Origin of the sequence: Bacillus sp. 0909A, assembly GCF_036765115.1 — a bacterium.
Lineage (GTDB): Bacteria > Bacillota > Bacilli > Bacillales > Bacillaceae > Bacillus > Bacillus mojavensis.
This window is the reverse complement of record NZ_JBAIZU010000002.1, coordinates 740,822-755,471: the sequence shown is the minus strand read 5'-3', so window position 1 is coordinate 755,471 and position 14,650 is coordinate 740,822. Positions and strand designations below refer to the sequence as shown.

Annotated in this window: 6 protein-coding genes and 1 pseudogene; 5 read left to right on the top strand and 2 right to left on the bottom strand. The window is 48.2% G+C overall.

Annotation, left to right across the window (positions count from 1 at the left end; genetic code table 11):
• The first annotated feature begins 24 nt into the window (after positions 1–24).
• Positions 25–1,755, top strand: coding sequence for an SgrR family transcriptional regulator (locus tag V6D42_RS09210; protein ID WP_333513007.1), 1,731 nt, complete (start codon positions 25–27; stop codon positions 1,753–1,755).
• A 34-nt stretch (positions 1,756–1,789) separates the two neighbouring features.
• On the opposite strand, the gene V6D42_RS09205 is transcribed toward V6D42_RS09210, so the two are convergent.
• Both V6D42_RS09205 and V6D42_RS09200 read right to left on the bottom strand, forming a co-directional pair.
• Positions 1,790–2,104: a four-helix bundle copper-binding protein gene (locus tag V6D42_RS09205; RefSeq protein WP_268446705.1), complete on the bottom strand. Its 315-nt coding sequence runs from the start codon at positions 2,102–2,104 to the stop codon at positions 1,790–1,792.
• 117 nt (positions 2,105–2,221) lie between these two features.
• Positions 2,222–2,587 (bottom strand): annotated as a pseudogene (locus tag V6D42_RS09200) (ferritin-like domain-containing protein).
• A 222-nt stretch (positions 2,588–2,809) separates the two neighbouring features.
• Between V6D42_RS09200 and addB the strand changes: the two are divergent.
• From addB to sbcC, 4 genes are all read left to right on the top strand, one after another.
• Positions 2,810–6,310, top strand: coding sequence for a helicase-exonuclease AddAB subunit AddB (gene addB, locus V6D42_RS09195; protein WP_333513006.1), 3,501 nt, complete (start codon positions 2,810–2,812; stop codon positions 6,308–6,310).
• Positions 6,297–10,001 (top strand): helicase-exonuclease AddAB subunit AddA, encoded by a 3,705-nt coding sequence (gene addA / locus V6D42_RS09190; RefSeq protein ID WP_333513005.1) that lies wholly within the window; start codon positions 6,297–6,299, stop codon positions 9,999–10,001. Before addB ends, addA begins: the two co-directional genes overlap by 14 nt.
• A 71-nt stretch (positions 10,002–10,072) precedes the next feature.
• Positions 10,073–11,251 (top strand): exonuclease subunit SbcD, encoded by a 1,179-nt coding sequence (sbcD, locus tag V6D42_RS09185; protein WP_333513004.1) that lies wholly within the window; start codon positions 10,073–10,075, stop codon positions 11,249–11,251.
• Entirely contained in the window at positions 11,248–14,640 is a 3,393-nt protein-coding gene (sbcC, locus tag V6D42_RS09180) for an exonuclease subunit SbcC (RefSeq protein WP_333513003.1), read from the top strand. The genes sbcD and sbcC overlap by 4 nt, the downstream gene beginning before the upstream one ends.
• Positions 14,641–14,650 lie beyond the last annotated feature (10 nt).

Sequence of the window (14,650 nt, the reverse complement as noted above, 5' to 3'; positions counted from 1 at the left end):
CTTTTTTGTCAGGAGGTGCATGGATTGAAGCTGATTGACCATTATGTGGCGCTCGCAAAAGCTGAGAGCGGCGAACCGGGACAGATGAAGGAAATGCCGCTTAGTGAGATTGCGGCTTGTTTATATTGTACAGAGAGAAATGCGAAGCTGATTTTACATAAGATGGAGAGCAAAAAATGGATCATTCGCGAGAGCGGATCGGGGCGCGGCCATAAATCAAAAATCGCTTTTCTCCGTCAGCCGGAAGATTTGCTGCTTCAAACTGCCAAGGAATATACAACAGCCGGAAAGCTTAAAAAAGCAAAAGAACTGCTTGAATATTATCAGCCGGTGTTTCCTGGAATTCAAAATGTGTATGACATGTGGTTTTCTGAGGTGTTCGGTTTTGTAACAGAAACCGGACAGGATGGTGAACAGGATGTGCTGCGCTTGTTTATAGCCCCAGCAGCGGTAAGCAGTTTTGATCCGTGCAGGATTTTTCTGCGGTCAGAGGGCCATTTTGTCAAGCAGATTTATGATACACTGCTCCGATTTGATCGGGAAAAGAGAGAGCCGCAGCCGCATTTAATCCACGGATGGAATAAAGCGGGGAAAAAACGGTGGAGATTTTTTCTTCGGAAAGGCGTTTCTTTTCATAATGGTAAGCCATTGACGTCAAGGGATGTTGTATTTACGTTTCAGCGTTTTATGGATCAGGATGAAAATCCATATAAATGGCTGCTGAAAGGTGTTGAACGGATTTCAGAGAAAGGGCCTTTTTGTGTGGACATTGAACTCGATCAGCCGAATGAGCTTTTGCCATATATTCTTTGTGATGAACGGCTGTCTATCCTGCCGGCTGAAATGAACGGCGATGTGAATGGGACGGGACCTTTTTGCCTTGTTCAGCATGACGAACACATGCTCATTCTTCAAGCCAACGAGCGTTACTTTAAGGGCCGGGCCTTCTTAGATCGTATTGAGTTTGTGTTTTCTGAGCAAGCAGATGATATGTACGGTTTTACCCTTCGAGAAAAACAGAACCCTCCTGAGCGGCAAACTGTTTTTGAAGAACGGCATGTTCAATATTTGTCACTAAACCTCAGAAAGAAAGGGCCGCTTCAGCATCCAAGCTTGAGAAAAGCCCTTCGGCTGCTGATTTCATCTGAACAGCTCGTTCGTGAGGCGGGAGGACACAGAAGCATTCCTGTATCATCTTTTTTCCACCGGGCGCCTTTTGATTGGGGAGATGATTCACCTGCGGCATTAATGAAAAAAAGCGGATATGCGGGAGAGACGTTGTCACTATTCACTTTTTCTGAAACGGATCATCGCGAGGACGCAGCATGGATTCAAGAGGTTTGTGAACGGAACGGCATTAGGCTTGACCTGGAATTTTGTACTGCCGCCGATTTGCGCCGCCCGGAGATCGTACAAATGGCTGACATCATTCATGACAGCGCAACGTTTTATGAAGAAAGTGAGTTTGGTTTTTTACATTTGCTGCTTTCGGAGAACAGCTTTTTGCATCAGCATCTTTCAGATGAACAGAAACAGACATTTTCAGAAATGATAGAACGGTTTTTCTCAATACCCGACCGGTCTTCCAGAATGAATATAGTAAAACAAATTGACCGTCAGCTTATAGGGAGTTTCAGCGCGATACCGCTGTATCAAAATGTGCTTGAGGTAGCATCGAGTGAGGCTGTTGAGGGTCTCATGCTGGATGAAGAGGGGTGGATTGATTTTTACTCTGTATGGCTGTCAAAGGAGTGAAGAGGGATCTCATTGGACCCCTCCCATGCTTCTGTTACGCAGCCATGTTGCGGCAGAGCTCAGCGCAGGCAAAGCAAGACTTCGCACACGCTTGGCAATGATCATGATCATGCTTTTCGCATTCAGTGCCGCAGGCTTCACAAATATCGGCGCAAAGTGCGCAAATTTCTTTCATAAAGGGGCTGTCCGTTTGCATGGCTTTCACTGCCAGCGCGCAAATATCCGCACATTCCCTGTCAAGCCGGATGCAGCCGCTCAGATCGTGGTGTGCACTTTCTGCCAAACATTTTGTGAAACAATGGTTGCAAGCTTCCATACATGTGATACAAGCTTCAATGGTTTGCTGCATGCTTGATTCCTCCTCATATGTTCGTGTATGATTTTATGTTTCCCGGCTGATGGTAAGAAAAACAGTGGAGTGTGTTTTCGGGGAAGGGTTATGTATTTATACCCTAATTGGGTAAATCTAACGTTTCATCAGATAGTATAGAAACCAAACATCGTGATTTTGTTCATCTCGTGAGGCGCGCGTAAAGATACCCTTTGCCTTGACATTCCTCAGCTGTGCGTAAGGAATAGTCAACGGTTTCCGGTTCATCTTTAAAAGCGGCATCAAGTCCTCTTGTGAGAGTGTCCGGGCATTCCTCTCCTTGTTTTGGCATGATATGTTTGCGTAATGGCTCCGTATATTACGTAGATGTCGGATCTCAACGCGCCTGATTTCTTTAATTTGTTTTATGTCCTAAGCAGGGTGGGAAAGTTCAGCAAGCCTGCGGTAGCAATGAACCGCGCTGAATTCTCCGTTGATGGCCTTCTGGAAATTTTGATTCAAAACAGGGTCTTCCCGAGATTGCGCTGGATTGTAATACTAGGAGTTCAACTTCATTCTTAAGGAATTGGGCTTCTGTAAAAGTATATGTGAGGCCAGGACACATGTTCGGAGAAAATCAGCTTTTTATAAGTGAAAAGGCCGTTTTTACCAATAGATCAGATTGGTCATTTTCGTCAATGTTCGATAAAATATAAACAGATAAAAAGAGAGGGGTCTTCTAATTTGGGAGCAGAGTTTTTAGTAGGCAGGTCCGGGAGTGGAAAAACGAAGCTGATCATCGACAGCATTCAAGATGAACTGCGCCGGGCTCCATTCGGGAAACCGATCATTTTTCTAGTCCCGGATCAAATGACGTTTTTAATGGAATACGAGCTTGCTAAAACGCCTGATACGGGCGGCATGATTCGTGCTCAAGTTTTCAGCTTTTCACGACTGGCCTGGCGCGTCCTCCAGCATACGGGAGGAATGAGCAGGCCGTTTCTTACGAGCACGGGCGTACAGATGCTCCTGCGGAAGCTCATTCAAGAGCACAAACAGGAGTTTAAAGTCTATCAAAAAGCAAGTGACAAAAGCGGTTTTACCGCACAGGTAGAACGGATGCTGACTGAGTTTAAGAGATACTGTCTGGAACCGGAAGATATTCGCCGGATGGCGGATAGCGGAACAGCTTCCGAGTATCGAGGGGAACGTGTTTTATCTGAAAAGCTTCATGATTTATCGATCCTGTACCAGCAGATGGAAAAAAGTCTTGAAGGTCAGTATCTTCATTCTGAGGATTATTTGACACTATTGGCAGAGCATATCCCGCAGGCGGAAGATTTGAAAGGGGCACATGTCTATGTAGACGGATTTTATCAGTTTACACCGCAGGAATTCAGGGTGTTAGAGCAGCTTATGCTTCAGGCAGAGCATATCACGTTTTCACTCACAGCGGACAAGCCGTCACATGAAAGGGAGCCGCAGGAACTTGATCTGTTCAGAATGACGGGAAAAACGTATTATCGCCTGCACCAGACGGCGAAGGAACTGAATCTGGACATCACCTATAAAGAGCTTGATGAATCAAAGCGGCACAAGCGCGCACCGGAATTAGCCCATTTGGAAGCACAGTATGAAGCGCGTCCGGTTATTCCGTTTGCTGAGAAACAAGAGGCTTTTACCGTGATGCAGGCCGCAAACAGACGGGCAGAACTGGAAGGTATTGCCCGGGAAATCCATAGTCTTGTCAGAGAGAAGGGCTACCGTTACAAGGATGTGGCGATTTTAGCGCGTCTGCCGGAAGACTACAAGGATATGGTCAAGGAAGTATTCGCAGATTACGAGATTCCTTATTTTATTGACGGGAAAACGTCTATGCTGAACCACCCGTTAGTGGAGTTTATCCGGTCAAGCCTTGACGTATTAAAGGGAAATTGGCGTTATGAAGCGGTGTTCCGCTGCGTGAAAACCGAACTGTTATTCCCGCTTAACCAGCCGAAGGCCAAGGTAAGAGAGCAGGTTGATCAGCTGGAGAATTACTGTATCGCTTACGGCATCAAAGGCGATCGCTGGACAAAGGGCGACCGTTTCCATTACAGACGTTTTGTGTCGCTAGATGATGAATTTGTGCAGACCGATCAAGAAATTGAAATGGAAAACATGCTGAATGACACGCGCGATTGGATTGTTCCGCAGCTGTTCCAGCTGCAGAAACGAATGAAAAAAGCAAAAACGGTTCAAGAGAAGGCGGAGGCGCTTTACCGTTATTTAGAAGAGACGGATGTGCCGCTGAAGCTGGATCAGGAAAGACAGCGGGCTGAGGAAGACGGCAGAATCATTGAAGCACAGCAGCATCAGCAGGCATGGGACGCTGTCATTCAGCTGCTTGAGGAGTTTGTGGAAATGATGGGCGAAGATGAAATTTCTCTTGATTTGTTTCAGCAGATGATGGAAACCGGTGCAGAGTCGCTGACATTCTCTCTCATTCCTCCGGCGCTTGATCAGGTGTTTGTCGGCAATATGGATTTATCCAGAATATATGGTACCTCATGTACCTTTGTGGTTGGGGCAAACGACGGCGTCCTGCCGGCTCGCCCTGATGAAAATGGCGTGCTGTCGGATGATGATCGTGAGTGGCTGAAGACGATAGGTATTGAGCTTTCTTCCGGCGGGCGGGAGCGTCTGCTTGATGAGCATTTCCTGATCTATATGGCGCTTTCTAGCCCATCTGACCGCCTTTATGTGACGTATCCGATTGCTGATGCGGAAGGAAAAACGCTTTTGCCGTCGATTGTCATCAAGCGGCTGGAAGAACTGTTTCCGCAGCATCGCGAGCGTCTATTGACAAATGAACCGGAGCAGGTCAGCGATGAGGAACAGCTTATGTATCTTGTCAATAAAAGCGTGGCGCAATCATACACCGCTAGCCAGCTCAGATTATGGACGAGGGAATATGAGATCAGCGACGTCTGGTGGAGCGCGTACAATGAGCTGATGAATGAACCTGACAGGCTGGAGTCGAAAAAGCTTTTCTCAAGCCTGTTTTTCCGCAATGAAGTCAAGCAGCTTGAACGTTCTGTATCGAGACAGCTCTATGGTGAACGTATTCAAGGGAGCGTGTCGAGGATGGAAACCTTTAACGCTTGTCCGTTCTCCCATTTTGCGTCCCACGGGCTGCATCTAAAGGAACGTCAATTTTTCAAGCTTGAAGCACCGGATATCGGGCAGCTCTTTCATTCGAGTTTAAAACTGATTTCAGACCGGCTGCGCGAGCAAAAAATAGATTGGCGCGACCTAACGAAGGAGCAGTGCGAGCTGTTTTCGTATGACGCGGTCGAGCGGCTGGCACCGAAGCTGCAAAAAGAAATTCTGCTCAGTTCAAACCGGCATTATTACGTGAAGGAAAAACTGCAAAAAATTGTGACACGCGTGTCCGGCATTTTAAGCGAGCATGCGAAAGCGAGCGGATTCGTGCCGATCGGGCTTGAGTTGGGCTTTGGCGGAAAGGGCCCGCTCCCGCCGCTTACCTTTAAGCTGAAAAACGGCTGTACGATGGAGCTCGTCGGGCGGATTGACCGCGTGGATAAAGCGGAAAGCTCTAAAGGCCTGCTCCTCCGGATTGTCGATTATAAATCCAGTGATAAAGGCCTTGACTTGGCGGAAGTGTATTACGGACTTGCGCTGCAAATGCTGACGTATCTGGATTTATCGATTACACATTCGTTAGACTGGCTAGGAATGAAAGCCACGCCGGCCGGGGTTCTGTACTTCCATATTCATGACCCGATGATACAATCGAATCTTCCGCTTGGACTTGATGAGATTGAACAGGAAATTTTTAAGAAATTTAAGATGAAGGGCCTCCTCCTCGGTGATCAGGAGGCGATTCGCCTCATGGATACAACCCTTTCAGAAGGAAGATCAAATATCATCAATGCGGGCTTGAAGAAAGACGGCTCTCTCAGATCGGATTCAGCAGCAGTCGGTGAAAAAGAATTTGAGCTGTTGACGAAGCATGTGCGCCGCACCTTTCAAGAAGCAGGCGAGCAAATCACTGACGGGCGCGTATCCATTGAGCCGTATAAAATGAAGAACAAGACACCTTGCACATACTGTGCGTTTAAATCAGTATGCCAATTTGATGAATCATTAGAAGAAAACGAGTATCGTCAGTTAAAGGCCGAAAAGGACAAGACGGTACTTGATTGGATAAAGAAGGAGGCTGATGGCAATGAACATTCCTAAACCGGCAGACAGTACATGGACAGATGACCAGTGGAATGCCATCGTCTCAACCGGCCAGGATATCCTTGTGGCAGCGGCGGCAGGATCCGGTAAAACCGCTGTTCTTGTGGAAAGAATGATCCGAAAAATCACGGCGGAAGAACATCCGATCGATGTAGACCGTCTTCTTGTTGTCACCTTTACAAACGCCTCAGCTGCAGAGATGAAACACCGGATTGCGGATGCACTGGAAAAAGAGCTGGTAAAACGCCCAGGTTCGCTGCATATCCGACGCCAGCTGTCTCTATTAAACCGGGCCAGCATTTCAACGCTTCATTCGTTTTGCCTGCAGGTGCTGAAAAAATATTACTATCTGATTGATCTTGATCCGGGCTTTCGGATTGCTGATCAGACAGAAGGCGAACTTCTCGGGGACGAGGTGCTTGATGAGCTGTTCGAGGATGAATATGCAAAGGGCGATAAGGCGTTTTTTGAGCTTGTCGACCGATACACAACTGACCGGCATGACTTAGATCTGCAATATCTCGTGAAACAGGTGTATGAGTATTCTCGTTCCCACCCGGATCCGGAAACATGGCTGAAAAGCTTTGTTCATTTGTATGATGTAACAGAAAAGAGCGCGATCGAGGAACTGCCGTTTTATCCATATGTCAAAGAAGATATTGCGATGGTGCTGGACGGAGCAAAGGAAAAGCTTCAGCGTGCTCTTGAGCTGACAAAAGCGCCGGGCGGACCTGCGCCGCGCGCTGAAAATTTTCTCGATGATCTCGCGCAGATAAATGACCTGATTCAGCATCAGAATGACTTCAATGAACTTTATAAGCGCGTGCCCGCTGTCTCCTTTAAGCGTGCAAAAGCGGTGAAAGGGGACGAGTTTGACCCCGTCTTGCTTGATGAAGCGACAGACTTGAGAAATGGCGCCAAAAAACTCCTTGAAAAACTCAAAACCGATTACTTCACCAGAAGCCCCGAGCAGCATTTGAAAAGTTTGGCTGACATGAGGCCTGTCATTGAAACACTCGTACAGCTTGTCATCAGCTACGGGAAACGGTTTGAAACCGCAAAACAGGAGAAATCGCTCATTGATTTTTCTGATTTGGAGCATTATTGCCTGTCCATCTTGACGGCTGTGAACGAAAAGGGTGAACGTGAACCAAGTGAGGCGGCAAGATTTTATCAGGAGCAGTTTCATGAGGTGCTCGTCGATGAATATCAGGATACCAACCTGGTGCAGGAATCCATTCTTCAGCTCGTCACAAGCGGGCCGGAAGAGAAAGGAAACCTGTTTATGGTAGGAGATGTCAAGCAGTCGATTTATCGATTCAGGCTTGCGGAGCCGCTCCTTTTTCTGTCCAAGTACAAACGGTTTACAGAGAGCGGAGAAGGTACGGGCCGGAAAATCGACTTGAACAAAAACTTTCGAAGCAGGGCTGATATTTTAGACAGCACAAACTTTTTGTTCAAACAGCTGATGGGCGGCAAAATCGGCGAGGTCGATTATGATGCACAGGCTGAACTGAAACTCGGCGCGGCGTATCCGGAAAACAATGAAACGGAAACAGAATTGCTGCTGATTGACAAGTCCGAGGAGACGGACGCAGGAGAGGAAGCGGAAGAGCTGGAAACGGTACAGTTCGAGGCAAAAGCGATTGCCAAGGAAATACGCAAGCTGATCTCATCGCCATTTAAGGTATATGACGGGAAAACGAAGACACACCGCAATATTCAATACCGCGATATTGTGATTTTACTGCGATCCATGCCGTGGGCGCCGCAAATCATGGAAGAGCTGAGAGCTCAGGGCATACCGGTTTACGCCAATTTAACATCAGGCTACTTTGATGCGGTGGAAGTATCTGTGGTGCTTTCTGTCCTGAAGGTGATTGATAACCCGTATCAGGATATTCCGCTTGCTTCCGTTCTGCGTTCACCGATTGTCGGTGCTGACGAGAACGAACTGTCTTTGATCCGGCTTGAAAACAAAAAAGCGCCGTACTATGAAGCAATGAAAGACTATCTGGCAGCCGGCGACCGAAACGATGAGCTTTATCAAAAGCTGCAAACGTTTTACGGACATTTGCAAAAATGGCGCGCATTTTCGAAAAACCATTCGGTGTCCGAGCTGATCTGGGAAGTGTACCGCGACACAAAGTATATGGATTATGTTGGCGGAATGCCGGGCGGAAAACAGAGGCAGGCTAACTTGCGCGTCCTCTATGACCGGGCACGCCAATATGAATCGACGGCATTTCGCGGCCTGTTTCGCTTCTTGAGGTTTATCGAACGCATGCAGGAACGCGGCGATGACCTGGGAACGGCGAGAGCGTTAAGCGAACAGGAGGATGTTGTCCGCTTAATGACCATTCACAGCAGCAAAGGGCTCGAATTTCCAGTCGTCTTCACAGCGGGACTTGGCCGGAATTTCAACATGATGGATCTCAACAAATCCTATCTGCTGGACAAGGAGCTTGGGTTTGGCACGAAATTTATCCATCCTGAATGGCGCATCAGCTATCCGACGCTTCCGCTCATCGCGATGAAGAAAAAAATGCGCAGGGAGCTGCTGTCTGAGGAATTGCGTGTGCTCTATGTTGCTTTAACGCGGGCAAAGGAGAAGCTGTTTCTTGTAGGCTCATGCAAGGATCATCAGAAACAGCTGGCAAAATGGCAGGCATCCGCATCCCAAGCTGACTGGCTTCTGCCGGAATTTGACCGCTATCAGGCGAAAACGTATTTGGATTTCATCGGACCTGCTCTTGTCAGACACAGAGACTTGGAGTCTTTGGCTGAGGGCGGTGCGGCAGCGGTTTCTGATATATCAGGCCATCCGGCCCGCTTTGCTATTCAAATGATCCATTCATATGATCTGCTTGATGATGAGCTGGAAGAGAGATTGGAAGAAAAAAGCGAACGTCTTGAAGCAATCCGCCGCGGGGAACCGGTTCCCGGCCCGTTTGCATATGAGGAAAAAGCTCGCGAGCGGCTGGCCTGGAAGTATTCGCATCACGAGGTGACACAAATTCGTACGAAGCAGTCTGTGTCTGAGATTAAGAGAAGAAGAGAGTACGAGGACGAATACAGCGGACGGGCACCCGTTACACCGGCTGATGGAAGCATTCTGTACAGACGCCCGGCTTTCATGATGAAAAAAGGCCTGACAGCAGCAGAGAAAGGAACAGCTATGCATACGGTCATGCAGCATATTTCGCTGACACATGTGCCGACGACAGAAGAAGCGGAGCGGACAGTGCAGCATCTTTATGAAAAAGAGCTGCTCACCGAAGAACAGCAATCCGCTATCGATATTGAGGAAATCGTTCAATTTTTCCATACGGAAATTGGCGAAAAACTGATCGGCGCTAAATGGAAGGACCGTGAAGTTCCATTCAGTTTGGCGCTTCCGGCAAAAGAGATTTATCCTGATGCGAAAGAGGCGGATGAGCCGCTATTGGTGCAGGGGATCATTGATTGTCTCTACGAAACAGAGGACGGCTTATATTTGCTGGACTATAAAACAGACCGGATTGAGGGGAAATTCCAGCACGGCTTTGAAGGAGCAGCCCCGATCCTGAAAAAGAGATATGAAACGCAAATTCAGCTGTACACAAGGGCCGTTGAACAAATTGCTCAAACGAAGGTAAAAGGGTGTGCGCTTTATTTCTTTGACGGAGGGCACATTCTGACTTTATAACGAGATCCATAGGCTCCGGGAATTCAGACGGAGCGGATCTCGTTTTCTATACAAAAGAGAGGTGAACACATTTGCGGATTTTACATACGGCTGACTGGCATCTTGGAAAAACCCTTGAAGGAAGAAGCAGGCTGAGTGAACAGGCGGATGTATTGGATGAACTGAATACAATCGTAAAGGAAGAGCAGATCGACGCCATTGTGATGGCGGGGGACGCGTTTGATACCGTGAACCCGCCGGCTTTAGCCGAGCAGTTATTTTATGAAAGCCTGTCCGCTCTCAGTGACAGAGGAAAGCGCCCGATCGTTGTCATTGCCGGAAACCATGATAATCCTGACAGATTGTCCGCTGCTTCACCGCTGACACATGAGAATGGCATTTATTTAATCGGCTATCCGACAACTGAACCGCTTCATATAGAAGTGCCCTCAGCAGGGGAGCTTTTGGCTGTCGGAGCGCTGGCATACCCGTCTGAGGCAAGGTTAAACGAAGTTCTTTCCGATACATTTGAGGAGAAACTTCTCCGTGATCACTATGACGTGAAAATCAGGCAGGCATTTGAGCAGATCACAAGCCGCTTCCGAAAAGACGCCGTAAAGATTGCCGCCAGCCATATTTATGTTGCGGGCGGCAACCAAACGGACTCGGAGCGGCCGATTGAAGTCGGCGGCGCTTATACGGTGGCCGCTGAAAGCCTGCCGGAGGAGGCCGCTTACGTGGCGCTCGGCCATTTGCATCGCCCGCAAACAATCAAACGGGCGAGGACGCTCGCGCGGTATTCTGGATCTCCGCTGGCCTATAGCTTTTCTGAGGCAGGCTACGCCAAATCGGTGACCATTGTAGACGCAAAGCCGGGCGAAGAAGCCTCTTGGCATGAGGTTTTATTATCAAGCGGCAAGTCTCTTGTAAAATGGAAAGCGGAAAATGGACTAAGCGAGGTATACAGCTGGCTCGATGAAGGCAAAGATCAGAATGCCTGGATTGATCTTGAAATCTGTGTAACGGACCAGCTGTCACTTGAAGACATTCACAGGCTCAGAAAAGCACATCCGGGTTTCGTCCATATCAGGCCGGTCTTTGAAGAACAAAACATTGAGCGCGAACGGATCGAGGTTAAGCATGTGTCCATCGAAGACCGTTTTAAGAAATTTTATGAAAAACAGACAGGCGGCGCAGTGCCGGATGCTGAAATGGTAAAGCTGTTTTTAGAGCTTGCATCAGGCGCAGAAGATGAGGAGGAAGCAAGATGAAGCCGATCGCCTTAACGATAAAAGGGCTCCACAGCTTTAGGGAGGAGCAGACGATAGATTTTGACAGCCTTTCCGGTGCAGGTGTCTTCGGTATTTTCGGGCCGACAGGAAGCGGTAAATCCTCGATCCTTGACGCCATGACCCTTGCTTTATATGGAAAGGTAGAGCGGGCGGCGAACAATACGCACGGGATCTTAAACCATGCGGAAGATTCGCTGACTGTTTCCTTTACCTTTGCGCTTCAGACGAATCATCAAACCTCTTACAAAGTCGAGCGTGTGTTTAAGAGAACGGATGAAATGAAGGTGAAAACAGCGCTTTGCCGTTTTATTGAGATCAAGGATGAACAAACCGTGCTTGCTGATAAGGCCAATGAAGTGAACAAAAGAGTCGAGGAGCTCTTAGGGCTGACCATCGATGACTTTACAAGAGCGGTTGTGCTGCCGCAAGGGAAGTTTGCTGAATTTCTGTCTTTAAAAGGGGCGGAACGCAGGCATATGCTTCAGCGTTTATTCAATTTGGAGCAGTATGGAGACCGCCTTGTGAAAAAGCTGAGACGGCAGGCGCAGGAAGCCAATGCGAAAAAGAACGAAATGCTTGCAGAGCAATCGGGTCTCGGCGAGGCGAGTTCAGAAGCGGTTGAACAAGCTGAACAAGCGCTTGAACAAGCGGAAGCCAAACTGGAATCAGCGCGGAAGAATCGTGATCTAGTAAAAGACCGGTTTGCTGAGCATCGAGAGATTTGGAATGACCAAAAGGAAAAAAACGTTTATGAAGCAGAGAAAAAGCGGCTTGAAGAGGAAAAGCCGCATGTCGACAGCATGCAAAAACGCTTGGCGGAAGCGGAAACAGCAGCCGCTCTAAAGCCGTATGCGGACCGGTACTTGGAAGCGGTACAGCATGAGGAGAAGGCTGCGAGGGAAGAAGTGCTTGCCCAAAAGGAGTTAACAGAACGCACCGCTTTCTTTCAGCAAAAGAATGAAGAATATGAAGCGTGGCGCCGGCATAAAAGCGAGAAAGAGCCAGAGCGTTTAGCTGAGCAGGAACAGCTCTTCCGCTTGCAGGAGATCGAAATCAAATGGAGAGAGGCCCAGCAGGAGGCAGAGCGCAAACAGGCTGAACTTCAGCAGAAGGCCGAAAATCTTCAATCTGTCATGAGGGAATTAGAAACCGTAACAGACCGTCTTACAAGGGGGCAAAACAGACAGGCTGAATTAAAGCAGCAGCTCAAAACCTTGCAGGTAACCACTGATGAGCGGAAAAGATGCAAGCAGGCCGCTGAAATGGCTTTGCGGATCAGACAGACTGAGGAGCAGCTAGCAAAAGAGAAAAAACGCATTGATGCATTGAACCTTGTATTACAGAAAATGAACGAGGAAAAGAACACACTCGTACAAAAGGCTGAAGCGGAAGAAAGTAAAATCATACAGGCATATGAGGCTGTTCAAGCCGTGTATCATATGGTCTGTGAGACGGAACGATCACTCACGCGAACTGCTGATCAAGCAAAACAGAGACAACACACACTTCACACTCAGCGTGAGAAAGCAAGAATGGCGGCACTTACCAAGGAGTTATCGGAAAAACTGATGGCCGGAAAACCTTGCCCGGTTTGCGGTTCAACTGATCATGATCCGTCTGCCTCAGCACATGGGACATATGAGCCGGATCACAATGTTGAAGCAGAAATCAAACAGACAGAAGATTTGCTGTCAGCAGCGGCGGCGCTCAGTCAGGAGATTCTTTCTGCCAAAATCACACTTGAAGAGCAGTCCGCCCGCTTTCTCGAGCAGTGTCCGTTTTTGAAATCGATTCAAGCGCCGACCCTTGAGGCAGCTGCTTCCTACGAGAATCAGCCGGTGCAGGAAGCATTTCATGCCGCAAAAATAGAATGGAAGCAAATCAAACAGGACATCCTGTCAGTCAAAACAAGAATGACCCAAATGATCGGCACATATCAGGAATCATTAAAAAAAGCCGAGCAGCTAAACGAAAGAATGAGTTATGAAAAAAGAGAGGCTGACCGTATTGGCAGCATAATAGCAGAGCTTCAGTCCTCGATGGACAGCCAGCAGAAGATGTTTCATGAATCATTTGAAGGCCAATCTCTGGATGAAGCGGAAAAATGGCAGCAAGACATTGAAGAAAAGGACCGGGCCGCGGAAGAATGCGAGAAACGAATTGAACGAAGCATCGCTTTTCTTTCTGAGCATGAGTCACAGAAGGAACAACTGCGGGAATCGAGCCATCAGCTTGAAAGGGAAAAGCTGGAACTTCACTATGCCGCAGAACAGGCGAAGAGCGCCATAGCAGATTATAAGAAGGAACTCGGGGACTATGTAAAAGAGGATTCTATCCAAGCGAAGCTCCGCTCAGTTCAGCAGGACCTGAAGTGTTTAAAAGAAAAAGAGCAATCTCTATATGAAGAGCTGCAAAGCGCCCAAATGATGCTCAATCAGGCAAAAAGCCGCGCTTCAGCAAGCGAGCATACACTTAAGGAAGCGGAAGATAGGTTGAAAAAAGCGGAAGCGGATTGGCTTGAACATGCGAAAAGCACCCGCTTTGTCCGGGCTGACGAGGTAGAACACAGCCTCATCCCAGCTGATGAGCTTGAAAAGATCAAAGGCAGTATTGACCAGTTTTTGGATAAATGTAAGCAAAATGCCGCAAACTTAAAACGTGTGTCTGATAAGCTTGCAGGCAGATCCTTATCCGAGAGTGAATGGAACGAAACCGTCACGTCATTAAAAAAAGCCGAGGAGGCATTCGGGAGTGCTTTGGAAGAAAAAGGGGCAGCGGCTAAAGCACTGGCTGTGATCCGCGACCAACACAAACGTTTCAATGAAATTGAGGCTGAGCTGAAGAAATGGCAGACCCATATCGACAGGCTGGACAAGCTTCAAGCAGTGTTTAAAGGCAACACGTTCGTCGAATTTTTAGCTGAGGAACAGCTTGAAAGTGTTGCAAGGGATGCGTCAGCACGTCTCGGCGTGCTGACAAGACAGCGTTACGCTATTGAAGTGGATTCAGAAGGCGGATTTGTGATGCGGGATGATGCCAATGGAGGCGTCAAGCGCCCGGTATCAAGCTTGTCGGGAGGGGAGACCTTCCTTACCTCGCTTTCTCTTGCTCTCGCACTTTCTGCGCAGATCCAGCTTCGCGGTGAATACCCGCTGCAGTTCTTTTTCTTGGATGAAGGGTTTGGAACGCTTGACCAAGATCTGCTAGATACGGTTGTCACTGCCTTGGAAAAACTGCAGTCAGACAATCTGTCTGTCGGCGTGATCAGCCATGTGCAGGAACTGCGGGCACGGCTTCCGAAAAAGCTGATCGTACATCCGGCGGAACCTAGCGGACGCGGCACAAGGGTAACACTCGAGATGATGTAAGGGGGACGCG

Excerpts from the sequence above, each read along its gene's own strand:
- V6D42_RS09205 (WP_268446705.1), bottom strand. The coding sequence starts at position 2,104 with ATGCAGCAAACCATTGAAGCTTGTATCACATGTATGGAAGCTTGCAAC.
- sbcC (WP_333513003.1), top strand. The coding sequence starts at position 11,248 with ATGAAGCCGATCGCCTTAACGATAAAAGGGCTCCACAGCTTTAGGGAG.
- addA (WP_333513005.1), top strand. The coding sequence starts at position 6,297 with ATGAACATTCCTAAACCGGCAGACAGTACATGGACAGATGACCAGTGG.